This is a genomic window from Agathobaculum sp. Marseille-P7918 (assembly GCF_900625105.1).
GTDB lineage: Bacteria > Bacillota > Clostridia > Oscillospirales > Butyricicoccaceae > Agathobaculum.
Genome location: NZ_UYYD01000003.1, coordinates 39,884 through 64,134, shown reverse-complemented (window position 1 = coordinate 64,134; position 24,251 = coordinate 39,884). Strand labels below are relative to the sequence as shown.

Here is a 24,251-nt window from a genome sequence, read left to right as displayed (position 1 = left end):
CTTAGGAAATGAATAACCGGCAGCGGCAGAACATGCATTGCCGCTGCCGGTTGGAAGTCAATTCATCTCTTTATATGTGTGTATAATCGGATTCTTCCAATCAGGCCTGCTTGCCCATTGCTTCGCAAACAGTCTCATACAGGCCGTCGGACCAGCCAAAGGTGTCGCCCATGTCGTAGAACGCCTGTGCCTTGTCCTTGAAGCCCTGGAGAACTTCTTCGGTCGGCTCTACAACGGTAACGCCCTCGTCCTTCATCTGCTGCAGGTAATCAGCTTCCTGCTCGTCCAGAACCTGGTTGTTGTACTGACCAGCTTCGTTACCGGTCTCGATCAGCCAGTTCTGCTGCTCCTCGGTCAGGCTGTTGAACCAGTCAGCGGAGCAAACCCAAGTGGTGAAGTTCAGTACGTGGCCATCCAGGATCAGGTACTTGGCAACCTCGTGCAGCTTGCGGCCGTACAGGGTAGCGATCGGGTTCTCAGCGCCGTCGATGGTCTTGGTCTGCAGAGCCTGGTAAACGTCGCCCAGGTCCATACCGGTGGAAACCGCACCCAGAACGTCAAAGCCGTAGGACTGGATCTGGTTGTTCGGTACGCGGATCTTCATGCCGGCCAGGTCGTCAACCGTGTTGACCGGGGATACGGTCAGGGTGTGACGAGCGCCATACTTCCAGTCGGAGGTCAGGATCTTCAGGCCCTTCTCTTCGAGCTTGGCAGACTGCTCAGCATACCAATCAGACTCGATCAGGGTCCAGCACTGATCCCAGCTGTCGAACAGGAACGGCCCGAATACGATGCCGAAATCCGGTACGCCGTAGTCCGCGTAGAACGCGCCGTCAGCCAGCGTGCAAACCGGCTCGCCCAGCATCATGGAGTCGATCAGCTCGTTCTTGCTGCCCAGCTGGCTGTCCGGGTAAGGAGTGATGGTCATGGTGCCGCCGGAAGCCTCTTCCAGCAGTTCCGCCCACTTCTCAATGCCCTGGCCGATCGGCTCGGAGATCGAGTTCTCAAAACCGATCTGGAGTTCGATCACATCGCCCGAGGCAGAAGAAGCGCTGTCATCCGTCGAGTCCCCGTTGCTCGAACCGCCGCACGCGGTCAGGCTCGCTGCCATCGCGCCGCACAGCAGCATGGCCAGCAGTCTCTTGCTTACGTTTGCTTTCATAGTGATTCTCCTTTTCTCTTGTCTTTTATTTCCCACACCGTCGCCTTGCCGCTCAGGTGAAGTCAATAACAACCTTCAGCATCTTGCCGGCGTTCGCCGCGAATTCCTCAAATGCCTTGGGAGCATCCGTCCACTTGTAGGTGTTGGTGACGATCTTGTCGAGTGCTACACCGCCGCCCTTGACCAGATCGATCAGTTCGAGGAAGTCCTTCTTCATCGCGTTGCGAGAACCGTAGATGTTCAGTTCCTTCTTCTGGATGATGGTAAAGAAGAAATCTTCAATGTTGCGCTTGGAAACGCCAATCAGAACCACGCGCGCGCCGAAGCAGGCAGCGTCGATGCAGTTCTGGAAGGTGTTCGGCAGACCGACCGCTTCGATGGTCACGTCAAAACCGTCGCCGTTTGTCAGCTCCGCAACGCCCTTTTCAAACGCCTCGGGCGACTCGTTGAGCAGCTTGTGATCCAGCTCAAAGGTCTTGTAAGCGTAATCCAGCTTATCCGGTGCTACGTCGCAGATGGTAACCTCAGCGCCCTTTGCCTTGGCCGCAACCGCTGCCAGCACGCCGATGGTGCCCGCGCCGACAACCAGCACGCGCTCGCCCGGCTTGACATCCGCACGGGATACGCCGTGATAGCTGATGCAGAACGGCTCGATCAGAGCCAGCACCTTGGGATCCAGGCCCTTGCCGTCATAGATGCGCTCGATCGGCATGGTGATGTACTCCGCAAAAGCGCCTTCGCGCTGTACGCCCATGGTCTGGTTGTCCGTGCAGGCATTGACCAGGCCGCGCTTGCAGGAATAGCAGCTGCCGCAGTTGAAATACGGGTTGCAGGTGACGATCATGCCAGGCTTGAGGCCCTTGTCGTTGTCATCGATCTCGATGATCTCCGCCGAAAACTCGTGGCCCGGTACACGCGGATAGGATACATAAGCGTTCGCGCCGCGATAGGAACCCAGGTCGCTGCCGCAGATGCCGCCGTACAGCAGCTTGAGCAGTGCTTCGCCCGGCTTGCGGACCGGCATTTCGCGCTCAACGATCTCGACCTTGCCCGGCTCCTTGATGCAAATTGCTTTCATCTTTTGTTTCCCTCCAAACTTTCTTTTTCGGGTTTTACCCCGCCAAAACAGTTCCTCTAGTCTTGTATATCACTTGTATACAAGCTCTCTGTACTTGTAATCTTATCCCCCCGTTTTGGGTTTGTCAATTCCAGTTTCACGTTTTTTCCAAAAATCGTGAGTTTATCCAATCCAGCTCCATGCAATATGTCTAAAATCACGAATCAAGCCGTTCTTTCCCCCTCTTGCAAATTTCCACCAATTCGATATAATAGATTTATTACGGCAGTTCTTGCCCATTCGGAGGTACCGGAACACATGTCATCTGCAAAATCGGCCTCGATGCAGTCGCAGGCTTATGAATTTATCAAACGGAAAATCACCATGTGCGAGTACGCCCCCAATCAATTGCTCAGCGAAGCGTTTCTGCAGGCCGAACTCGGTTTTTCCCGCACGCCCGTGCGCGAAGCAATCGGACGGCTCGAGCAGGAAGGCTTGCTCAAAGTGTTTCCCAAACGCGGCATCGTGGTGTCCGGCTTCACCATCAGCGATATCAGCATGATTTTCGAAGTGCGCCGGCTGGTGGAACCTTATACACTGCGCAACTACGGCAGCCGGCTGGATATGGAAAAGATCGAGCGGTTTTCCAAGATCTTTCACGAGTACGCCGACGCAGAGGAATTCACGGGGTTCTATGAACTGGACGATCAGTTCCATTCCACGCTGATTTCCGTCCTGCCAAATGAATATTTGTTTGATTTGTACTCCCGCATCCAGACGCAGAACATCCGTCTGCGCGTGATGAGCGGCCAGCTGATCGAAAGCCGCCTGCAGCGCACCATGGCGGAGCATGCGGAGATCGCGGACGCCTGTCTGGAGCACAACTGGGAGCGCGCGGCGCGCGCCATGGTGCAGCATCTGCACTTTTCTGAGGAGTCCTCGCTGGCGACCCTTCTCAAGAGTTACAGCAACACCAGCATTGTCTGACTGTTCATTTCATCTTATGGCCGGGCCTGTCCCGCCATGCAGAAAGGATTGCAAAAACATGAAAACCGACAAAGAAGCCTCTTACTTCAGCCGCTATCGCGCGGCTGCCATCCGTTTTGAGATCATCGGCGGCGCACTGCTCCTGATCGGCATTGTGCTCAACCTGATCGCCGGCAACGCACTGCTCACCATCAGCCTGCTGCTGGCCGCGATCGGCGCGTTCCTGCTCATCATCGGCGGTTCCAGTCTGCGTCCGCACAATCTGGTCAAGGCCTTTGCCCAGCAGTGCGCGCGCGAGCCATGCCACGAGATCGCGCAGGGTCTGCTCGAGGCCATCGAGAGCGACCGCAAGATCCGTCTGGTGCAGAAATCCATCGACAGCGTGGACTTCGCCATTGAGGTATATGAATGCTTGGACGATGCGGACCCCGAGCTGATCCGCAAGCTGCGCGAAGCCAAAGAGCAGCACATCGCCAAAAAGGTTTTCTAAGCCATCCACCCAAAACAAAGCGCCCGCCGCGGCCAAGCCGCAGCGGGCGCCTTTTTGTCTTTTTTATCCGAAATGCCCCATCGCACCGTACATCTTCGGCCGGCGGTCGCGGAACACGCCCCAGCTGCGGCGCAGTTCGCGGATCTCGTCCAGATCGAAGGTGTGCGTCAGGATGCCAGTCTCTTCGCGGCCGGCCTGCTCGACCAATCCGCCGGTTTCGTCCGCGATGAAGGACGAACCGTAAAACGTCAGGCTCGAGGACTGATTCTGGTTGTCTGCCGAGGGGGTGACCGTCTCGGTGCCGACGCGGTTAGCCGCGATCAGTGGCATGATATTCGCCGCCGCGTGCCCCTGCATGCAGCGCCGCCAGTGCGGCATGGAATCACAGTCCAGAATGGGCTCTGAACCGATCGCAGTCGGATAGAACAGCAGCTCCGCCCCTTGCAGCGCCATGCAGCGCGCGGACTCCGGGAACCACTGGTCCCAGCAGATGCCCACACCGATTTTGGCATACGCGGTGTCCCACACGCGGAAACCGGTGTCGCCCGGCGTGAAATAGAACTTTTCCTGATAGAAATGGTCGTCCGGGATATGGGTCTTGCGATACTGGCCGAGGATCGTGCCGTCCGCATCAATCACCGCCACCGTGTTGAAGGTGGTGTTGCCCACGCGCTCGTAATAGCTGACCGGCAGCACGACATGGAAGTCATGCGCCAGCTTGCGCAGCTCGTTTACCGCGGGGTTCTCCTCGAGCGTCGTCGCCAGATGGTAGTTTTCATAATTCTTTTCCTGGCAGAAATACCAGTTTTCAAACAGCTCGGGCAGCAGGATGATCTGCGCGCCCTGCGCGGCCGCTTCGCGCACTTTTTCCAGCGCGATTTCCAGCCCGTAGGTCATCTGCACCGCAGCCACGGTCACTTTGCTCATTGTTTCGCACTCCTTTACTCTTTGTCGCCTTGCCTCACGCGCGCGGAATCTGCTGGGTGATGCAGTGAATGTTGCCGCCGCCGATCAGGATATCCCGCGCCGGAATCGCCACGACCTTGCGCGTCGGGAACAGCTCCTGCAAAATCGCCTGCGCTTTTTCGTCCATCGGGTCGCCGAAGGCCGGCATGACGACCGCGTCATTTGCGATATAGAAATTCACATAGCTCGCAGCCAGCCGCTCGCCCGGCGTGCGCGTCGGCTCACCGTCACACAGGTCCAGCCCCTCGCACTCCTCCGCCGTGATGGTCACGGGCGCGGGCAGCGGCAGCTTGTGCACCTTGATGCGGCGCCCCTTGGCGTCCACCGCCGCTTCGAGCGCGGCAAGGCTCGCCGCGGACAGCGCATACTGCGGATCGCTCTCATCCTCCGTCCACGCGAGCACCACTTCGCCCGGCGCGGTAAACGCGCAGACGTTGTCCACATGCTCGTTGGTCTCGTCGTTATAAATGCCGCGCGGCAGCCAAATCACCTTTTGTACGCCCAGATAGTCGCACAGCGTCTGCTCAATTTGCTCGCGCGACAGGTCGGGGTTGCGCCCTGCGGACAGCAGGCACGCCTCGGTCACCAGCGCGGTGCCCTCGCCGTCCACATGGATCGAGCCGCCCTCGCAGATGAAATCCCGCTTGTCATAGCAGTCATTTTCCAGCAGATCACAGAACTTGCGCGCGACGCGGTTGTCGCGCTCCCAGCTCGGATACAGGCCGTCCACCGCGCCGCCCCAGGCGTTAAAGCCCCAGTCGATACCGCGGCGCTCGCCCTTGCCGTTTATCACAAAGGTCGGCCCGACGTCGCGCGCCCACGCGTCGTCGGTCTCCATCACGACCAGCCGCACCCGCTCGGGCAGCTGCGCGCGCGCGTTGTCATACTGCGCTTCCGAGCACAGCACGGTCATCTTTTCGCTCTGCGAAATCGCGTCGATCACCTGTAAAAACGCCTTGCGCGCAGCATACGCGCCGTACTGCCAGGAATCCGCCCGCTCGGGCCAGATCATCAGACAGCCTTCGTGCGGCGCATACTCCGCCGGCATAGAAAACCCGTCCTGCACGGGCGTGGTGTGTAAAATCCTCATACCGTTTCTCTCCGTCTTATTTTCTCCTTAATAGGGTACAACATTTCGATTTAACTTGCAAGATTTTCCCGGATATGTTACACTAAATATACATATACTTCACTGGTTTATCAGGAGGAAATCATGTCCAGCTATCCTTATTCCTATACGCAAACCTATTCTTATACCCCATTTTTCGCCGTTGTGCTGCCGATTATCGCGCTGCTCATCATCATCGCAGGCGGTCTCGCACTGTATTTCCTGTTTGTCCGCAAGCCCAACCATTTTCAGGGCACCGTGGCCAAACTGCATGATGTGCTCAACTTCCGGACGTTTTTCACGGAAAAGCTCATCCGGTTACTGTACTGCATCACGGTCGTCGCCATTGTGGTTTACAGCGTCATCCTGCTGTTTTCGCACTTTTTCACCGCGCTGCTTCTCTTTGTAATCGGCAATCTGGCTGCGCGCATCGTGTATGAATATGCGCTTTTGCTGCTCGTCCTGTGCCGCAATACGCAGGAAATCAACCGCAAGATGGGTCCGCTTCCCGCAGAGCCGCAGGTTCCGCCCACGGCCCCGCAGCAGCAACCCGTTCCCCCGGTGCATCCGCACGCGCCGGCTCCGCAGCAGCCCGCAGCCCCGCAGGCTCCTGTTGCTCCCCAGCCGGAACGGCCCGTTGCTCCGCAGGCTCCCGTTGCTCCCCAGCCGGAGCAGCCCGCAGCACCGCAAACGCCGGTTCCGCCGCAGGAGCAGCCGCCGCAGCCGTAACACAAAATTCCATACTCCCCCTCCGGGGTTTTTCCACCAAGGCGCACAGAAAGTTGATGAACTTCTGTGCGCCCTTGTGTTATAATAGAGGCGAACATTCACCGGCCCTGCGGCCGGCCAAAGAGGGGGATTTTTATGCCGTCCAAACCAGCTTCCGCCGATCACAGCATTCACCCGCAGAATGGTCCGGAAACATCGCTCACCAGCCGTGTCAAGCGTCTGCTGCTGATCGTGCTGGCCTCGGTCGTCATGGCGGCCAACATCAAGAGCTTCGTCGATGCCGGCGGACTGTTCCCCGGCGGCTTCAACGGCCTGACCCTGCTCATCCAGCGCAGCGCGCAGCAATTCGGCGGCGTGGCGCTGCCGTTCACCGCGATCAACCTGCTGCTCAACGCGATTCCGGCGGTGATCAGCTTCCGGCTGATCGGCAAGCGGTTTACGCTCTATTCCTGTCTGATGATCGCGCTGACCAGCGTGCTGACCGATATCATCCCTTCCATGCCGCTGACCAATGACGTGCTGCTCGTCTGTATTTTCGGCGGCATCATCAACGGGTTTGCCATCAGCCTGTGCCTGCTCGGCCGCGCCACCAGCGGCGGCACGGACTTCATCGCGGTCGCTCTGAGCGAGCGCCTGAACGTGGATGCATGGAATTACATTTTTGTCGGCAACTGCCTGATGCTTGCCGTTGCCGGCGTGCTGTTCGGCTGGGATAAGGCGCTGTACTCGATCATCTTCCAGTTTGCTTCCACGCAGATCGTGCACCTGCTCGACCCGCGCTTCAAGCGCACCACGCTATTCATCATCTCCAACCAAGCGCAGGATATCTACGAGCACATCAAAGACACCACCCACCACGGTGCAACGCTGTTCCACGGCACCGGCCTATACAACGGCGAAGAACGCGATCTGATTTATTCGGTCATCGCCAGCGATCAGGTCAAGGAGATCACGCGTGCCGCGCGCGAAATCGACCCGCACGCCTTTATCAATATTCTGAAAACCGATCAGGTCGCGGGCAACTTCTATCGCCGTCCGCACGACTAAAGCGTTTCGATCATAACCACAAAAGCCGTTCTGCTCCCTTCCGGGGCAGAACGGCTTTTTATTTTGGGCAAATATTTTATGCGTTATCGCATTTCTCGAGCAGCTTTTCCCACTGCTCGTCCACATACTGCTGCGCAGCTTCGAGCGTCCACTCGTTGCCGGGCTTAAAGCAATGCTTGAACCGGCCCTGCAATTTCATAAACTCGGTCACGGGCAGCTTTTTCTTGGGCATGTAATTGAGATGCCACTTGCCCTCGACAACCTCATAAAGCGGCCAGACGCAGGTTTCCACTGCCATCTTGCAGATCTCGGGCAGCAATTCGGTCGAATACTGCCAGCCGCGCGGGCAGGGCGACATGACGTTGACAAACGCCGGGCCCTCGGTGTAGATCGCGCGGTGCGCCTTTTCGTGAAAATCCTTAAAGTTGCCGATAAAAGTGGTCTGCGCAACATACGGGATGTTGTGCGCGACCATGATCTCGGTCAGGTTCTTCTTGTTCTGCTTTTTGCCGACCGAAACGGTGCCGGCCGGGGTCGTGGTCGCGCTGGCAAAGCGCGGCGTGGACGACGAGCGCTGGATGCCGGTGTTCATATACGCCTCGTTGTCATAGCAGAAGTACACCATGTCGTGTCCGCGCTCCATCGCGCCGGACAGCGACTGGAAGCCGATGTCGTAGGTGCCGCCGTCGCCGCCGATGGCGAGGAATTTATAGGTACCGTCGATCTTGCCCTTGCGCTTGAGCACGTTGTACGCCGCCTCGACGCCGCCGCAGGTCGCAGCCGCGTTCTCGAACGCAGAGTGGATGTAGGAATCCTCCCATGCGGTATACGGATACAGGAAGGACGAAACCTCGAGGCACGAAGTCGCGTTGCACACGACCGCCTTGTCACCCTCGTCGAGTGCGCGCATCATACCGCGGCACACCAGACCCGCGCCGCAACCCGCACACAGGCGGTGACCGCCGACAAAGCGCTCGGGCTTGGAAAGTTCTTTTTTGTGATTGTACGCCATGTCAGAGCACCTCCTTCTCGCTGCTGCGCTGGCCCATGTGGATGTATTTCGGTCCCTTACCGCCGTTTTCAGCCAGCAGGAACAGGTGGTCGTAAACCCGTGCAATATCCTCGACCGCAACGTCACGGCCGCCCAGGCCGTACACCACGTCGATCAGCACCGGACGGGTGTCCAGATCATAGCAGGCCGCGCAGGTCTCGGCGTAGATCGGGCCGCCGCAGGCGGAAAAACCTTCGCTCTTGTCCATGACGGCGACCGCCTTGACGTGGCTGAGTGCCGCGGCCAGTTCCTCGGCCGGGAACGGGCGGAACACGCGCAGCTTGATGAGACCCACCTTGCGGCCCGCCGCACGCAGCTGGTCGATGCAGGCTTTGGCCGTGCCCGCGGTCGAACCGATCAGCACGAGCGCGACTTCCGCGTCCTCCATCTGATATTCCTCAAAGAAGCCGTATTTGCGTCCAAAGGTCTTTTCAAAGTCGGCAGCAACGTCCAGAATCGCCCGCTTGGCGTTCTTCATCGCCTCGGCCTGCTGCACTTTATGCTCCATGTAGTAGGGCGAAACGTCGTACGGGCCGACGGCCAGCGGAGTCTCCCGGCCGATCAGCGCATGCTCGGGGTGATACTCACCAACGAACGCCTTGACCGCGTCGTCCTCCTCGAGCAGGATGTTCTCAACCGCGTGCGAGGTGATGAAGCCGTCCTGACAGACCATGATCGGCAGGCGCACATCGGGTGTTTCCGAGATGCGCATGGCCTGCAGATAGTTGTCGTAGGCTTCCTGATTGTTTTCGGCATACAGCTGGATCCAACCGGAATCGCGCGTGCCCATCGAATCCGAATGGTCGTTGTTGATGTTGATGGGGCCGGTCAGCGCGCGGTTGACGCACGCGAGCGTGATCGGCAGGCGGGCGGACGCCGCCACATACAGCAGCTCATACATATATGCAAGGCCGCAGGACGAGGTTGCGGTAACCGCGCGCGCGCCGGCCGCCGACGCGCCGATGCAGGTGGACATGGACGAGTGCTCGGACTCGACCGTCACATACTCGGTATCGACCTGACCGTTGGCGACATACTGCGCAAAATACTGCGGAATCTCGGTCGATGGCGTGATGGGGAACGCAGCGAACACGTCCGGATTGATCTGCCGCATGGCATAGGCAACCGCCTCGTTGCCCGAAAGCCGGTCTCGGATGCTCATCACTTTTCCTCCTTCACAAAGTCGATCGCGCCGAAGGGGCACACCTTCCAGCAGATGCCGCAGCCCTTGCAGTGGTCAAAATCAAAGTCCGCGCGCTTGCCGTCACAAACCGGAATGGAAGAATCCGGGCAGAACGGCGCGCAAAGCAGACACTGCTTGCACTTTTCCTCGTGCCAGACCGGGATATTGGCACGCCACTCGCCGGTCATGGTCAGGCGGGCAGTGCCGCCCTCGTAAATCTCGCCGCCCGGGGTCAGATCCTGCCATGGCGACTGTTCGTTGATATCCTTTGCGCTCTTTGCCATTATCCGCGCACCTCCTTGAGAGACTGGGTCAGGCACTCCATATTGCCTGCGATGACCTGCGGCTTAGTCGCGAACTTATGCTTGAACGAAACCTCCATATCCGACTGGAAGCGCCACGGGTCGAGCACGCCGCTGACCTTGACGATTGCGGCCAGCATGGGCGTGTTGGGGAAATACTTGCCGAGCGTGCGCTCGGAAATCGCGCGCGCGTCGATCGTGTAGACACGACCCTCGTAGCCGCGCAGCAGCGGGCGCACCTCGTCGGGCGACTTGTGCGTGTTGATGACAATCGCGCCCTTGGGGTTTAAGCCATGCGTCACATCGACCGACTGCAGCAGTGTTTCATCCACGACCACGACATAGTCCGGCTCGTAAATATTGGAATGCACCGTGCACCGCTCATCCGAAATGCGGTTATACGCCGTGATCGGCGCGCCCATGCGCTCGGGGCCGTATTCCGGGAAGCCCTGCACATATTTGCCCGATGCAAACGCCGCGTCCGCCAGCAGCAGGCAGGCGGTCTTGGCGCCCTGTCCGCCGCGGCCGTGCCAGCGAATCTCCACCATGTTTTTCATGCTGTTTCCTCCTCGTTTTGTCTTTGTCCTGTCCAACCAAAGCGCGATCGCGCGGGTGAAACAAAAAAGGCTTTCGTCCCCGTAAAGGGACGAAAGCCTGTCAAAAGCTTGCGTGTAACCACCCGTTACTGCATACCATCATACGCGCTTCCTGTAACGGGGAAAACCGTCAGCACCTACTCCCCCAAAGGGTTTCGGGCTGCAACTCCGGAGTGATTTTCGGCATCGTCCTACTGGCGCCGGGCTTACACCATGCCCCGGCTCGCTGGAGCGTTCGCAAACGATCCTACTGTCTCCCTCATCATCTTTTGCTGTTTTGTTGTAACTGCACTTTATTATAATAAAGGGGCACAGCAATGTCAATCGTCATTTCGCACAAAAACAAATGTTTTTCCTGCAAAGACACTTTATGCCTTGCCCGAGATCAGCCACGGCGCCGGCTCGGTGACAAAGGTGTGCTTGCTGGTCAGTTTGGACACCGCGAGCTGAATGACCTCGGTCTCGCCGATGCCATAGCGCGCGAACAGATCCGGGATGGACGCGGCGCAGCGGAAATCCAGCGTATAGATGACAAACTCCATATGCGGGTTGATACGCAGCAGGCACTCGATCTCCTGCTCCATGCTCGCGGAGGCGACCAGCATGGTCAGGCTCGGCACGGGCAGATCCTTCATGGTCTCATCGTCCACATGGTCGATGATCTGGATGTTGTTCAGGCCGAACTGCTCGATATTCTCTTCCATCGTGCGGCGGTCGTTCTGGTTGTATTCGACCGCAATGACCGTGCCCTCGCCCGCGATGATGGCGGATTCGACCGCGATCGACTCGCCCGAGATGATGCACACGGTATCATTGTCCGCAATATGCATCTTGTTGAGAATGACCGCGCGGATCTCGCTGCCGACGTAGTGAATCGAGCCGCGCGAGAAGCTCGAGTTGCGCATGCCAATCTTGTAGGTCGAGCGGGCGTTCGGGTTGAGAATCAGCATCGCCGCCGAGGCGTTGATGCCGCGGTTGATCATGTCGCGCAGCTTGTTGTGCTCGATCGGGCCGGAGGGGTCCGAGCCGGTGTTGTACCACACGTCGCACTCGCCCAATCCTGCGTCCCACATGCGGTAAAAGATATCCGCGTGACCGGCCTCGGTGAACACGAGCACGGCATCGTTGGACTCGACGGTCGGGATCAGGTTTTTATTCTTGCGGGTGATGTCAAGAATCTTGACCTTTTCCAGATCGACCTGCGTGTTTTCCGAAAAATATTGCAGCCACGCGAGAATCTGCGTATTATTGAACAGCTGCTTATCCATAGCGGTCACTCCTTTTTTGTCCGCATGGGACGGCCGCATCCACGGCAATACCCTGCTATATGGTTTATTATAGCACAGCGGCAAAGCAAATGAAAACCCCCGCGCATGGGTTTTTCTGCGGCGCCGCCCGCGCGCCGCTGTTGCCAAAAAACACGGGACATGCTACAATAAATACAATGATCCAACAGCAGCAAAGGAGGGCGCTCCCGTGAAAATACAGGAAAGCGCGGAAAACTATCTGGAAGCCATTCTCGTGCTGACGCAGCGCAACGGGCAGGTGCGTTCGATCGACGTTGCCCACTACACCGGTTTTTCCAAGCCGAGCATCAGCCGCGCCGTCGGCCTGCTGCGGGACAACGGCTATGTTTCCATCGACCAGAACGGTCTGCTCGGTCTGACCGAATCCGGTCTGCACATCGCGGAAACCATCTACGAGCGCCATACCGTGCTGACCGAACTGCTGACCATGCTGGGCGTTTCGCCGGAAACGGCGGCCGAGGATGCCTGCCGCATCGAGCATGTCATCAGCGCGGAAACCTTCGACAAACTCAAGGAGCATGCGCGCCGCCACCGCGGCGACGCCGCCCAATAATCCCAGTGCCCACAGGCCGGCCCATCATGGCCGGCCTTTCGTATCGGCCTGCAAGGAGGAAAACCCATGCCGCAAACCGTGGAAACCCTGCCCAATGGGCTGCATTTATGGCAGGATGACCGTTTTTTCAAACTCGGGCAGGACAGCGTGCTGCTCTCCGCCTTTGCCCGGCCGCGCCGGAACGCCAAGGTGCTCGACCTCGGCTGCGGCACGGGCGCGCTTGCGCTGCTGATTTACCGCCCAGACCTGAAAATCACGGGACTGGAATTGCAGGAGGATGCGCTTGCGCTGTTCCTCCGCTCCATTGAGGACAACGGCGTCGATATCGCCGCCGTGCAGGGCGACCTGCGCGCCATCCGCACGATTTTCCCGCACGGCAGCATGGATTATGTGATCTGCAATCCGCCCTATTTTGACCGCACGGCGGGCAAAAGCGCCCCCTCGCCCGAAAAACGCACCGCCCGGCAGGACGGCAGCTGCACGGTGGAGGATGTCGCGGTCGCGACCTCTTTTGTGCTGCACACGGGCGGCAAAGTCGCCTTCGTGTTCCGCCCCGAGCGGCTGTGGGTGCTGCTGCAAGCGCTCGACCGCGTGCGGCTCGTGCCCAAGCGGCTGCGCTTTGTGCATCAAAATGCCGCTGCCGCGCCCAGCGCCGTGCTGGTCGAGTGCCGCAAAGGCGGCAGCGCGGAAGGGCTGATCGTCGAGCCGCCGCTGCTGGTCGAAAGCGAAGAATACCAGAAGATATACGGAAAATAATTTATTGAGGAAATATTACTATGAGTGAACCCATCTTATATTTGGTTGCCACTCCGATCGGCAACCTCGGCGATCTGTCGCCCCGCGCGCGCGAGGTGCTCTCCTCGGTGGATTTTATTGCGGCCGAGGACACGCGCGTCACCCAGAAGCTGCTTTCCGCCTGCGCGCTGCCCAAAAAGCCCATGATCTCCTATTACGAGCACAACCGCCGCGCGCGCGGCGAAGAAGTGCTCGCCAAGCTGCTCGCCGGCGAAAGCTGCGCGCTGGTAACCGACGCGGGCACGCCCGCCGTCTCCGACCCCGGCGAAGATCTGGTCGCGCTGTGCGCCGCGCATGACGTGCCGGTCATCCCGATCCCCGGCTGCTGCGCCGCCGTGTGCGCGCTGGCGGCTTCCGGTTTGCCGACAGGCCGCTGGTGTTTCGAAGGCTTTTTGTCGGTGAACAAAAAGGCGCGGCGCGAACATCTGGACGCGCTCGCGGGCGAAAAGCGCACAATGATCTTTTATGAGGCGCCACACAAGCTGTGCGCCACGCTGCGCGACCTCGCGGACGCCTTCGGCGGCGACCGCCGCATCTCGCTTTCGCGCGAGCTGACCAAGCTGCACGAGGAGACGCTCCGCATGACGCTGTCCGAGGCCGTGCAGTATTTCGACCAGACCCCGCCGCGCGGCGAATTCGTGCTGATCGTCGAGGGCGCACCCGATCTGCCCGACACGCCCGAGGACGAGGACGCGCGGCTGCACGCCGCCGCGGACGAGGTCCGCCGCCGCGTGGCACAGGGCGAAACGCAGAAGGACGCGGTCAAAGCGGTCTCGTCCGAAGCCGGCGTCAAGAAAAACGCGCTGTACCGCTTTGTGCTGGAGCAGGATGCCGCGGGCGACTGACGCCGAATCGCAATCATATTTCAATCAATTCCCGATCCCTTTCCGATTTGTTCACACAAAGGACAAATTCCGCCCGTATACTTTGAATTATATCAACACAGAGGTGGGATATCATGTCTACGATTTTGATCGCCGATGACGAGGCGCGCATCCGCCGTCTGGTCAGCGACTTCTTGAAACGCGACGGCCACAACATTGTGGAAGCCGCGGACGGGCGTGAAGCCCTGCAAATACTGGAAAACCGGCATCCGGGTCTGGATCTTGCGATCCTGGACGTGATGATGCCCGGCATGGACGGTTTTGAAGTGCTGCGCGAGCTGCGCGCACAGGAGCGCGGGGACAAGCACCTGCCCGTCATGCTGCTGACCGCCCGCGCGGAGGATGCCGATCAGGTGCGCGGTCTGGAGGACGGCGCGGACGACTATGTCACCAAGCCGTTTTCCCCGATCGTGCTGGCCGCGCGCGTGCGCACCCTGCTCAAGCGCGAGGGCCGCACCACCGCGCCGGTCGAGCAGTTCGGCGCGCTGTCCATCAACGAACTGCGCCGCGAGGTGCTGGTCAACAACACCCCAATCGACCTGACGCCCAAGGAATACGAGCTGCTCGTCTATTTCAAAAACAACCGCACCATTGCCCTGTCACGCGAAAGCATCCTCAACGCGGTTTGGGGATACGACTATTTCGGCGACCTGCGCACGGTTGATACCCATGTCAAAAAGCTGCGCGCCAAGTTGGGCGACTGCGGCTCGATGATCTCCACCGTCCGTGGCTATGGCTACCGTTTTGAGGGATGAAAATGAAAAGCCGTTCCATCCGGTTCAAATTTTTTGCCGCCATCAGCGCAGTCGCGCTGGTGTTTATCGGCATGCTGCTGCTGCTCAACCTGTTTTTCTACGAGGATTACTATATGATGACGCGGCGCAACGAGCTGTGCGACGCGTATCAGAGCATTCGCAGCAGCTATAACGGCAGCGTGGACGATATCGCCACGGTGCTGGATAACTACGAAAGCCGCAGCGCCATCCGACTGTCCATTGTCGCGTCGGACGGCACGGTGCAATATGCCTCGTTTTTCTCTTCCAGCAAGGGCAATTCCGGCAGCGGGGACTCCAGCTCGCAGGAAACCTTCCAATTGCCGGATTTTGACCTGTTCGACCAGCAGCGCCGCGGCTATGCTATCCTGCAATCCATCGCCCAAAGCGTCAATCTGGACACGCTCACCAAACACAATTATCAGTTCCTGAACGTTTCTCTGTGGGATGGCGACCAATATTTGTGTCTGGCCGGCGCGCTGGACAGTCAGGCGAATAACTGTCTGTTTGCCTATATGCCCTATGCCTACATCGAGCAAAATTCCTCGCTCAACCTGGTGTTCCTGCTCATTGCGGGCGGATGTGCCCTGCTCATCTGTCTGGTTTGGGGCTATTTCATTTCGCGCCAGTTCACGCGGCCGCTCATCGACATGGCCGGCGTCGCCGACCGCATGAGCGAGCTGGACTTCTCGAGCCAATGCCCGGCCGGCAGCAGCGATGAGATCGGTCAGCTCGGCCAGTCGCTCAACCGCCTGTCCGCGTATCTGGAACAGACCATTGGGGAGCTCAAGCAGTCCAATGACCAGCTTGCACAGGAAATCGAGGAAAAAGAACGCATCGACAGCATGCGGCGCGAATTTATCGTCAACGTGTCGCACGAACTGAAAACCCCAATCGCGCTGATTCAGGGCTATGCGGAAGGCCTGACGGCCGGCGTGGCCGACGACCCCGAGGACCGGAAATATTACTGCGATACCATCGCGGATGAGGCCGACCGCATGAACAAGCTGGTCATGCAGCTGCTGAACCTGTCCAAACTCGAGCTCGGCGCGGAACAGACCTTCTATGACGATATCGATGTGCACGCGCTCTGCGCGGAAGCCGTGCAAAAGACCTCGGTGCTCTGTGAGAGCCGTGGATTGACCGTGGATTATGCCGACACCAACGTCTCGGTCCGCACGGACGGCGGCCTGCTCGAGCAGGTACTGATGAATTATCTGTCCAACGCCATCCGCTACACGGTGGACGGCGGACACATTGCCATTTCCGCTGTGCGCACGGATTCCGGCATGCGCTTAACCGTGTTCAACGAGGGCGAGGGCCTGCCCGAAGAGGAACTACCGAAAATCTGGGAGAAGTTCTATCGCACCGACCGCGCACGCACACGCGAAGCCGGCGGCACCGGCATCGGTCTGTCACTGGTGCATGCCATTGCCGATACGCTGCATGGTTCCTGCGGCGCAGAAAATGTGCCGGGCGGTATTTCCTTCTGGTTTGCGCTTCCCGACGCGCCGGAAAACAGCGATCCGACCGAGACCGTATAAATTTTAACTTTTTGCTCAATTTTATCTTGACAACAACCTTATCTCGTGGTATAGTATATAAGCACCTTAAGTGAAGGGGTTATATCGCGGGGTAGAGCAGTTGGTAGCTCGTCGGGCTCATAACCCGGAGGTCGTTGGTTCAAGTCCAGCCCCCGCAACCATTAAAAAGCACTGATTTCGGAAGAAATCAGTGCTTTTTCTTTTTTGCTCATGGGGTATTTCTCATCGTAACGTCGTTAAAATTTGCCGCGGCTGCAATTTGTAAATAAACGAACCGCCCTTGCAGATCGCCGCGAGGATGATGAGCACCTCCAGCCCTGCCAGCAGCATCAGCTGGGCAAACCCAAACGAAAAGTCGATGCTCTCCGGACCGGCGTAACTGCTGCTCTCATACGAGAACAATTCGGACATTTTGCCGTTCATTGCCGCATTGTAGATCTCCTCTTGGGAATACTCTTTTTCCTGCGGCTGTGACGCTGCAATCGTGGATGCCAGCATCTGATTGCCAATCGCGTCGGTGATCGGTGCGCTGACCGGCAATGCAACCGCAAGCGCCAGCGCCGCAACGATCACGGCTTCCAGCACAAACTGCCCAAGGATTTTCACCTTGCTGATGCCGAGCGACAGGTAGATCGCGACTTCCTGCCGGCGGCTGCGCACCCACATGGTGAATACGATCAGCAGCACGATCATGCAGCCTACCGTAATTGCACCCACCAGTCCAGCCACCAGGTTACGGATGGAGTTGAGCGGATCGACGGTCGATTTGTACATGGTGTCGTCCAACGAGATATCAAAAAAGGAGACAGCGCCCTGATCCAGCGATTTCACCTGCGATATGATCTGTTCCAGTTCGGCAGGCTTATCCACAAAGAAGCTGAGATTGTCATAGGCAAAACCATAGCTGAAATCTTGATAATAGCCTTTATTCCATACAGTATCTGCCCAGTATGCCGTATCGATATCTGTGAGCAGCCAGTTATATGTAATTTCGTCTTCACTTATCACATCCCCGGTCGGCTGGAATCCATTCACATGGAAAATGCCCACGATTTCCAACTGTGTTTCACCCAAAATTCTCTTTACATCATCATATCTTCCCAAATGATATTCACGCATGCTGATATCAATGGTATCTCCGATATGCAGATCATTGCACGCAGCCAATTCCTCCGAAATCAGCACTTTCCTCTGATCTTTTTCGGTGATATGCCGACCTTCTACCAGCTCGAACGCACCGGTGCGAAATTTCTGATATAAAGAAGTATCCGTGTTGCCGTACAATTTTGTCGTTCTGCGGCCAGTTTCCAAATAATCCCACCCTCCCATATCCAAATAGTTTACCAAGTGCTCCGGATTATCCGATGTAAGCTTATATATTGCATCGACAAGCCCTTCAACAAGTTCCAAGTTATCCGCACATAAATAACAACTCATTTCGCCATTATATGCCGTCACACCATCCACCTGCATGATGGTATCTACCAATTTCTGGTCTAACATATCGCCCACATATACCTTGGTTACACTGCCATCTTTTCGAAACGCCGGTTCGGTGTATTCGGTATTTTCCGGGTCCAGCGCCGGCATTTTGACAAGAAAGCTCGTCCCCAATCTGTCCTGCACCTCTTTGGTGACCGCGCCGATGCTGCCCCAGACCGTGACACCGACCGCGAGGCTGAACGAGATGACAAACAGGAGCAGGAACAGCAGGATACTGCGCTTGTACTTCCTGCAAAGGTATAACAATGACCGTTTGACCATGGTTCCCCCCTCTTTCTTATCTTCCCGCTGATTCATGCCGTCGATATGCAAAAAGCACCGGTTCGGACGCAACCGGTGCTTTTGTTCTGCTCACGACACCTCGATCTCCCCGTGCGAAAAGCGCAGGATAACGTCGCCCGCTGCGGCAACGTCGGGCGAATGGCTGACGATGATGACGCACTTGTTCAGCGACCGCGCGCGCTCGACCAGCAATTCGGTCACGTCACGCGCCGTATCTTCGTCCAGGTTGCCGGTCGGCTCGTCCGCGAGGATGACCGGCGCGGCCGACGCCAGTGCACGCGCGATCGCGACGCGCTGCTGCTGTCCGCCGGACAATTTCAGCACGTTGCGGTCGATTTCCTCGTCGGTCAGACCGACCTGATGCAGCGTATCCGCCGTGGCGTGCGCGTCCACCAGCTGCACGTTTTCGCGCGGCGTCATGTACTCGATCAGATTATAGTTCTGGAACACAAACGACACGCAGTCGTGCCGGTACTTCTCCAGCCCCATCTCCGCGATATTTTTGCCCTCGAACAGGATTTCGCCTCCCTTTGGCGCGTCCAGCCCGCCGAGCAGGGACAGGAGCGTCGTCTTGCCGCTGCCCGACGCGCCCAGGATCACATACACCTTGCCGCGCTCAAATGACAAATCCAGATTTTCAAAAATGATATGATCGGAAAAGTAATAATATTTCAAGTCTTTGGTCTGCAAAACCGGCATAGTCAACACTCCTTTCAGCTCAGATCCGTCAAAATGTCCTTGGGCTTCTTGCGCATGATCGAAATGGACGCGAGCAGCACGGACACCGCGATCACCAGCGCCGCGCATACCGCAACGATGATGAGCTGCACCGGCCCGATATAGCTTGCCAGCTTGATATCCTGCAATAGCCCGACAATCGCGTTTCCGATCACACCGGATAGGCCGAAGCTGAGCAGTGCGGCGATCAGAAACGCCGGCAGCGCCACATAATAATTCTCCAGTACGATCTGTCCCGTGATCCTTTTGGGCGAAATGCCGAGCGAAATCAGGATGCCGACCTCGGTCATGCGCTCGCGCGTCCACATGAGCAGGATGAGCGCCAGAATGCCCACACTGAGCACTAAAATGACGAGCAGCAGGAAAAAGCTGATGGTCTCGGCCTTCTGGATTGCGCCCGCCGTCTGCTCGTATCGCGCGTTGTTCTCCGAAATGATGAAACTGTCCCAATCCGCGTAAGGCTGGACTTTCAGCTCGGCGACCGTCTGCTCCATCTGCGCCGGGTCATCCAAAAACAGCATAATCCCCGAGCTGTAATCGAACTGTTCGGCCGATCGATCGGGAAACTTGATTTTGTACAGCTCTTTGGCGGTGTTGATGTCGGTGAAAACCACGTTTTCCTGCAATTCGCTCTCGGGCGTGCCCGGACTGGCGGGCTCGCTGCGCGTCACCGCGTAGATGCCCACGATCTCGAAATCCACCTGCGTGCCGACATGCGTCGGCTGCCAGCCCATCACGCCCTCAACTACGCTCGCGTGCAGCGTATCCCCAACCGACAGGCCGTTCAACTCCGCGACCTCCTCGGAGATCATCGCCTTGTGCTCGTCCTCCGCCGTAATCTGCCGCCCGTCCGCCAGTTGGTACGAGACCGCAATGAACCGCTCGTGCAGTTCGGATGCCGTGCAGGCGATGAACTTGGGCACAAACTCGCCGGGCAGTCCCGTGCCGCTGTAGGAACCGGGAACCAGATCAAGCCCATCGCAGTACATGTAGTAAGTATCCACGCCGTTGACCCGGCTGACGTTGTCCAGCGTGCGCACCTGTCCGAGCAGCTGCTCATCGGTTTTCTGCGCGCCCTCAGACGACTGCTGAATGGTGAAATACCCACCGATGCTGCTGCGCAGCGCCTTGACCGCGTCGCCGCTCGCGGAATAGAGCGCGAGTCCCAGCAGCGAAATGGTCATCAGCGCGACGAGCAAAACCAGAAGCAGCACCGTCCGCTTGGGGTTGCGCCTAACGTACAGCCATGCGCGTTTTGTCGTCGGCATCATATATTCCCCCTTTACCGTAACGTGGTTAAGATCTGCCGCGGCTGCAAGCGGAAGATAAACGAGCCGCCCTTGCAGATTGCCGCGATGATAATCAGCAATTCCAGCCCCGCCAGCACCAGCAGCTGGACAAAGCCGAACGAAAAGTCGATGTGCTCCGGGCCGCCATAGCTGCCGCTGTCATATTGGAACAGCTCATATAATTTGCCGCTCATTGTCGCGTTATAGATTTCTTCGTCCGTATATTCCTTTACCTGCGGCTGCGCCGCTTCGATGGTCGAGGCCAGCATCTGATTGCCGATCGCATTGGCGCTCGGCAGGCTGACCGGCAGCGCAACTGCAAGCGCCAGCGCCGCCACGATCGCGGCCTCCACCACGAACTGGCCGAGGATCTTCCCCTTGCTGATGCCGAGCGATAAGTAGATCGCAACCTCCTGCCGGCGGCTGCGCACCCACATGGTGAACACGATCAACAGCACAATCATGCATCCCACAACAATCGCGGCCACCAAACCTGCAACCATGTTGCGGATCGCGTTCAAGGGTTCCACAGTCGATTGGTACATCGTGTCGTCCAGAAAAATACGGAGATACCGTGCGTCGCGCAGATCCAGATTTTCGACCTGCTCCACGATTTCGTTCAGCCGGGCGGGATCATCCACAAAAAACGTCAGGCTGTTGAAGGTGAACGGACAGTCGAAGTCCTCCATATAGTTCCCGTACCAAGCCGTGTGGATCTGAGAAATCGTATCTTCGCTCGTCAGCAGCCAATTGTAGGTAATACTGTATTCCTCCACATGCGCGCCGGTCGGCTGATAACCGTTGACATGGAAGATGCCGACGATCTCGAGCTCCCACGCCGCAAGCACCTGCGCCGGGTCGTATTTACGCAGATCCCACCAGCCCAGATGCCGGTTCCGTATACTGATGGCAACCGTATCCCCGATTGAGAGGCCGTTTTTCTCGGCCAGTTCGTCGGAAATCAGGACTTTCTGCTTGTCCTCCGGCGTGATATGACGGCCGGACACCAGCTCAAACGCGCCGGTGCGGAATTTGTCGTTCAGCGAAGTATCGGTATTGCCATAAATCGCCGTGTTGGTCAGGCTCAGTTCATAGTCCACCAGGCCGCCCCATTCCACATCGGACGCAATGTCCGCCATGCGTTCCGGGTCCGAGGTGTAATACTGATACCGGTTTGCCGCCGCGCCGGGACACAATTGTATATTATCCACACAAACGTGCTCGACCAGCTGGCCGTTGTACGCCACTACCCCGTCCAGCTGCATGACCGGGTCGATCAGTTCGTGATCGAGCACAAGGCCGGAATAAAACCTTTGCGTGGTGCCGTCCCGGGCCTGCTCGGTCTGATAATAGTCCGGGTCCTCTTCGTCCGGTTCCAGCTTGCAAATGAAACTCGTCCCCAGCCGGTCCTGCACATCTTTGGTGACCGCGCCGATGCTGCTCCATACCGTCACGCCGATGGCAAGGCTGCACGAAATGACAAACAGCAGCAGCCATAACAAAATGCTGCGTTTATACTTTCTGCGCAGGTACAACAAGGACCGCTTGATCATAGCCTATCCCCCCATTTCCCAGCCGATCACCCTATGCTGCCAAAGCGCTGTTTTTTCGCCCCTCGCAGCGCAATTCCCTTTGAGATACTACTATCATAACAAGTCGGCGGCCTTGGCGAAACAAGCAAAATTACACAAATTATTTTTTCAATATTCTACACAAAAAGGTGTTGCCTTTCGCGCCATTTCCCGCAACACAAGCGCGCGAAAAAAACGTCCGTTTTTTCTTTTGATTCGCCGAAAATGCGGGCAAAAACCGCTTTACAAGGGTGCAATGCGCCTGTATGATGATAAAGGAAGGAAATACGGCAGCGCGATGCAGGCCGCACGGGAGGGCGAGCGCGTGAAGAAAACCAAAGGATCCACCCCCGCGTCGTCACGGGACGCATTGACAAGCGAAGAAGTGCAGCGCATCGCGCAGCTTTACCGCACCTACTACGGCACGATGAAGCGTGCGGTCTCCGCGCTGGTGACCGGTCCGGACGTCGAGGACCTTATTCAGGAAACCGTGCTGTGCATGATGCGCTCGATCGACCACTGGCGCGGCCTGTCCGAAACGCAGCTGTATGCCTATACCTATCACGCCGCACGCAACCACGCGATCGACTATCTGCGGGCGCAAAAGAAAACGCTGCCCATCCCGTCGGAGGCAGCAGACGAAACCGTTTGGGATAACAGCCCGGACGCCCGGCTGATCCGAAAGGAAAACATTGAAGCGCTCTACCGCACACTGGACCGGCTGAGCGACCGCGACCGCAGCCTGCTGCTGATGAAATATCAGGACCACATGCCCGACTGGGAGATCGCCGCGCTGCTCGGCGTCAAACCGGAATCGGTCAGCAGCCTGGTTTCGCGGGCGCGCAAGCGTGTCCTGAAACTCGCAGAAAAGGAGGGAACGCCTCATGACGAATCCATTTGACCGCGCCGACGCCAAACTGCGGGAGGAATATGAGGACGCCTTTTTTGAAGCGCTGATGGAAGGATACACGGAATATCAGGGCGAACAGCTCCGGCAGCAGGCCTTGCAGGACGCACCGCCCTCCGACGAGCTCTGTGCACAGATGCAGGACAAAATCGCTCAGGAACTGCGGCAGCAGCGCCGCCGGCGCACGACGGCCCGGCTGCTCCGGCTGCGGAAATATGTCGCCGTACTGCTGATCGTCGCATTTGCGGCGTTTACCACCAGTTTTGTCTCGGTTGAAGCGTTCCGCGTGCGCGTGCTCAACCTGTTCGCTGTGGACAACGGCACCGCCACGATATACGGACTGCAGGAAGAGAAGGACGGACCATTGGTTCCCCAGTACATTCCGGAAGATATGTACGTCAGCGTCTATGACGACGATCTGGACCCCACCACGATCCTGCTGCAAAATACAGACGCATCACGCTACGCGCAGATCTGTTTCTATTCCGAGAGCACCCGCTTGTCGGTGGACAACGAGAACCTGTCGGTGCGCAAGCAGGTCGATATCAACGGCACGCAAGCCACTTATACCGAAAAGAGAGGCATCGGCACGCTGGTCTGGATCACGCCGGACCATGCGCACATCGCAGCCGTGTTCTCCAACCTGCCCGAGGAGGAGATCCTTTCCATCGCCCGCAGCATCCCGCTGCCCTCGTGACCCACCATGCAGGACGCATCCGACACACCACAACAGAGATCCGATATGGGTGTACCGCACCAAAATAAAACTTCCAGCCGATCGCAGTTGATCGGCTGGAAGTTTTTTATACCGGAATTTCCTTGCGCAGCTGACACAGCAGTCCGCGGCAGCCCGCTTCGATATCCTTCCATGTGGACTCAAAATTGCCGGTATACCAAGGGTCTGCCACTTCCCGGTCAGGATATCCGGCGTAGGCCATGAGCAGATGCATTTTCTCTTCCTCATCTCCCCCGCAGATGCGCTTCATATTGCGGATATTCGCCGCATCCATCCCAATCAGAAGATCATATTGCTCATAATCGCGGCGGCAAAGCTGTCTGGCGGCATGCCCACCGCAGGCAATGCCATGCTCCGCTAGTTTGCGTCTTGCCGGCGGATACACCGGATTGCCAAGTTCTTCCCGGCTGGTCGCCGCGGACGCGATGACAAACCAGTCCTGCAAGCCCGCTTGCTGCACCAAATCTTTCATCACATATTCAGCCATCGGACTGCGGCAAATGTCGCCGTGGCAAACAAAAAGTATTTTGGTCATCTCTTATACATTCCTTCACAAGCCAGAAATAAATTGATAATACATGCTTCTTGACATCGTCAAACGCCTTGCTGTGCTGAAAAGAACCTTGCTTTAACACTTTGATTGTACCATATTCAGCAGTCTTGCACACTACAAATTTCAGTCGGAAACGGC

Annotated in this window: 25 protein-coding genes and 1 tRNA gene; 12 read left to right on the top strand and 14 right to left on the bottom strand. The window is 57.7% G+C overall.

The features are described 5' to 3' along the window. Positions 1 to 100: 100 nt before the first annotated feature. Positions 101 to 1,162 carry a C4-dicarboxylate TRAP transporter substrate-binding protein gene (locus tag EJL02_RS06490; RefSeq protein ID WP_125115611.1) on the bottom strand — a complete coding sequence of 354 codons (1,062 nt, stop codon included), beginning with the start codon at positions 1,160 to 1,162 and terminating at the stop codon, positions 101 to 103. Between the two features lie 52 nt (positions 1,163 to 1,214). Continuing rightward, positions 1,215 to 2,240: a zinc-binding alcohol dehydrogenase family protein gene (locus tag EJL02_RS06485; RefSeq protein ID WP_125115610.1), complete on the bottom strand. Its 1,026-nt coding sequence runs from the start codon at positions 2,238 to 2,240 to the stop codon at positions 1,215 to 1,217. A gap of 297 nt (positions 2,241 to 2,537) precedes the next feature. Between EJL02_RS06485 and EJL02_RS06480 the strand changes: the two genes are divergently transcribed. Then, positions 2,538 to 3,206, top strand: a complete 669-nt coding sequence (locus tag EJL02_RS06480) for a GntR family transcriptional regulator (RefSeq protein WP_164510323.1) — start codon at positions 2,538 to 2,540, stop codon at positions 3,204 to 3,206. Positions 3,207 to 3,264: 58 nt separating this feature from the next. Then, positions 3,265 to 3,696 carry a hypothetical protein gene (locus EJL02_RS06475; protein WP_125115608.1) on the top strand — a complete coding sequence of 144 codons (432 nt, stop codon included), beginning with the start codon at positions 3,265 to 3,267 and terminating at the stop codon, positions 3,694 to 3,696. A 63-nt stretch (positions 3,697 to 3,759) separates the two neighbouring features. Here the strand turns inward: EJL02_RS06475 and aguB are convergent, their stop codons facing one another. Continuing rightward, positions 3,760 to 4,623, bottom strand: a complete 864-nt coding sequence (gene aguB, locus EJL02_RS06470; protein ID WP_125115607.1) for an N-carbamoylputrescine amidase — start codon at positions 4,621 to 4,623, stop codon at positions 3,760 to 3,762. A gap of 34 nt (positions 4,624 to 4,657) precedes the next feature. Continuing rightward, positions 4,658 to 5,752 carry an agmatine deiminase gene (gene aguA / locus EJL02_RS06465; protein ID WP_125115606.1) on the bottom strand — a complete coding sequence of 365 codons (1,095 nt, stop codon included), beginning with the start codon at positions 5,750 to 5,752 and terminating at the stop codon, positions 4,658 to 4,660. Between the two features lie 123 nt (positions 5,753 to 5,875). Here aguA and EJL02_RS06460 point away from each other — a divergent pair, with 123 nt between their 5' ends. Then, positions 5,876 to 6,499 (top strand): DUF4282 domain-containing protein, encoded by a 624-nt coding sequence (locus tag EJL02_RS06460; protein WP_125115605.1) that lies wholly within the window; start codon positions 5,876 to 5,878, stop codon positions 6,497 to 6,499. Positions 6,500 to 6,634: 135 nt separating this feature from the next. Further along, positions 6,635 to 7,546 carry a YitT family protein gene (locus tag EJL02_RS06455; protein ID WP_125115604.1) on the top strand — a complete coding sequence of 304 codons (912 nt, stop codon included), beginning with the start codon at positions 6,635 to 6,637 and terminating at the stop codon, positions 7,544 to 7,546. Between the two features lie 76 nt (positions 7,547 to 7,622). Here the strand turns inward: EJL02_RS06455 and EJL02_RS06450 are convergent, their stop codons facing one another. The 5 genes from EJL02_RS06450 to EJL02_RS06430 all read right to left on the bottom strand — a co-directional run bounded on the left by EJL02_RS06450 (position 7,623) and on the right by EJL02_RS06430 (position 11,946). Next, positions 7,623 to 8,558, bottom strand: coding sequence for a thiamine pyrophosphate-dependent enzyme (locus EJL02_RS06450; RefSeq protein WP_125115603.1), 936 nt, complete (start codon positions 8,556 to 8,558; stop codon positions 7,623 to 7,625). Position 8,559: 1 nt separating this feature from the next. Next, positions 8,560 to 9,759: a pyruvate ferredoxin oxidoreductase gene (gene porA / locus EJL02_RS06445; RefSeq protein ID WP_125115602.1), complete on the bottom strand. Its 1,200-nt coding sequence runs from the start codon at positions 9,757 to 9,759 to the stop codon at positions 8,560 to 8,562. Next, the gene (locus EJL02_RS06440) at positions 9,759 to 10,064 is read right to left on the bottom strand and encodes a 4Fe-4S binding protein (protein WP_125115601.1); all 306 of its coding nucleotides are present in this window, start codon (positions 10,062 to 10,064) and stop codon (positions 9,759 to 9,761) included. Before EJL02_RS06440 ends, porA begins: the two co-directional genes overlap by 1 nt. Next, positions 10,064 to 10,639: a 2-oxoacid:acceptor oxidoreductase family protein gene (locus tag EJL02_RS06435; protein ID WP_125115600.1), complete on the bottom strand. Its 576-nt coding sequence runs from the start codon at positions 10,637 to 10,639 to the stop codon at positions 10,064 to 10,066. The genes EJL02_RS06440 and EJL02_RS06435 overlap by 1 nt, the downstream gene beginning before the upstream one ends. Positions 10,640 to 11,046: 407 nt before the next feature. After that, positions 11,047 to 11,946, bottom strand: coding sequence for a precorrin-6B methylase (locus EJL02_RS06430; protein ID WP_125115599.1), 900 nt, complete (start codon positions 11,944 to 11,946; stop codon positions 11,047 to 11,049). Between the two features lie 208 nt (positions 11,947 to 12,154). On the opposite strand from EJL02_RS06430, the gene EJL02_RS06425 reads away from it, so the two are divergent. From EJL02_RS06425 to EJL02_RS06400, 6 genes are all read left to right on the top strand, one after another. Next, a complete protein-coding gene (locus tag EJL02_RS06425) occupies positions 12,155 to 12,538 on the top strand; it encodes a metal-dependent transcriptional regulator (RefSeq protein ID WP_125115598.1) in 384 nt (127 codons plus the stop codon). Between the two features lie 66 nt (positions 12,539 to 12,604). Further along, positions 12,605 to 13,294 carry a tRNA1(Val) (adenine(37)-N6)-methyltransferase gene (locus EJL02_RS06420; RefSeq protein ID WP_125115597.1) on the top strand — a complete coding sequence of 230 codons (690 nt, stop codon included), beginning with the start codon at positions 12,605 to 12,607 and terminating at the stop codon, positions 13,292 to 13,294. Between the two features lie 20 nt (positions 13,295 to 13,314). After that, positions 13,315 to 14,178 (top strand): 16S rRNA (cytidine(1402)-2'-O)-methyltransferase, encoded by an 864-nt coding sequence (gene rsmI / locus EJL02_RS06415; RefSeq protein ID WP_125115596.1) that lies wholly within the window; start codon positions 13,315 to 13,317, stop codon positions 14,176 to 14,178. 113 nt (positions 14,179 to 14,291) lie between these two features. Beyond that, positions 14,292 to 14,972 (top strand): response regulator transcription factor, encoded by a 681-nt coding sequence (locus EJL02_RS06410; RefSeq protein WP_125115595.1) that lies wholly within the window; start codon positions 14,292 to 14,294, stop codon positions 14,970 to 14,972. A gap of 2 nt (positions 14,973 to 14,974) precedes the next feature. Then, positions 14,975 to 16,534, top strand: coding sequence for a sensor histidine kinase (locus EJL02_RS06405; protein ID WP_164510322.1), 1,560 nt, complete (start codon positions 14,975 to 14,977; stop codon positions 16,532 to 16,534). Between the two features lie 85 nt (positions 16,535 to 16,619). Beyond that, positions 16,620 to 16,695 (top strand) — tRNA-Met (locus EJL02_RS06400). Positions 16,696 to 16,756: 61 nt separating this feature from the next. On the opposite strand, the gene EJL02_RS06395 is transcribed toward EJL02_RS06400, so the two are convergent. From EJL02_RS06395 to EJL02_RS06380, 4 genes are all read right to left on the bottom strand, one after another. After that, a complete protein-coding gene (locus EJL02_RS06395) occupies positions 16,757 to 18,298 on the bottom strand; it encodes an ABC transporter permease (RefSeq protein WP_164510321.1) in 1,542 nt (513 codons plus the stop codon). 90 nt (positions 18,299 to 18,388) lie between these two features. After that, a complete protein-coding gene (locus EJL02_RS06390; RefSeq protein WP_125115592.1) occupies positions 18,389 to 19,018 on the bottom strand; it encodes an ATP-binding cassette domain-containing protein in 630 nt (209 codons plus the stop codon). A gap of 14 nt (positions 19,019 to 19,032) precedes the next feature. Next, positions 19,033 to 20,325, bottom strand: a complete 1,293-nt coding sequence (locus EJL02_RS06385) for an ABC transporter permease (RefSeq protein WP_125115591.1) — start codon at positions 20,323 to 20,325, stop codon at positions 19,033 to 19,035. Between the two features lie 14 nt (positions 20,326 to 20,339). Next, the gene (locus tag EJL02_RS06380) at positions 20,340 to 21,899 is read right to left on the bottom strand and encodes an ABC transporter permease (protein WP_125115590.1); all 1,560 of its coding nucleotides are present in this window, start codon (positions 21,897 to 21,899) and stop codon (positions 20,340 to 20,342) included. 343 nt (positions 21,900 to 22,242) lie between these two features. Between EJL02_RS06380 and EJL02_RS14145 the strand changes: the two genes are divergently transcribed. Both EJL02_RS14145 and EJL02_RS06370 read left to right on the top strand, forming a co-directional pair. Next, a complete protein-coding gene (locus tag EJL02_RS14145; RefSeq protein ID WP_164510320.1) occupies positions 22,243 to 22,818 on the top strand; it encodes an RNA polymerase sigma factor in 576 nt (191 codons plus the stop codon). Next, the gene (locus EJL02_RS06370) at positions 22,802 to 23,521 is read left to right on the top strand and encodes a DUF4367 domain-containing protein (RefSeq protein ID WP_125115588.1); all 720 of its coding nucleotides are present in this window, start codon (positions 22,802 to 22,804) and stop codon (positions 23,519 to 23,521) included. The genes EJL02_RS14145 and EJL02_RS06370 overlap by 17 nt, the downstream gene beginning before the upstream one ends. 106 nt (positions 23,522 to 23,627) lie before the next feature. Here the strand turns inward: EJL02_RS06370 and EJL02_RS06365 are convergent, their stop codons facing one another. Then, the gene (locus EJL02_RS06365) at positions 23,628 to 24,095 is read right to left on the bottom strand and encodes a low molecular weight protein-tyrosine-phosphatase (RefSeq protein WP_125115587.1); all 468 of its coding nucleotides are present in this window, start codon (positions 24,093 to 24,095) and stop codon (positions 23,628 to 23,630) included. Positions 24,096 to 24,251: the final 156 nt, after the last annotated feature.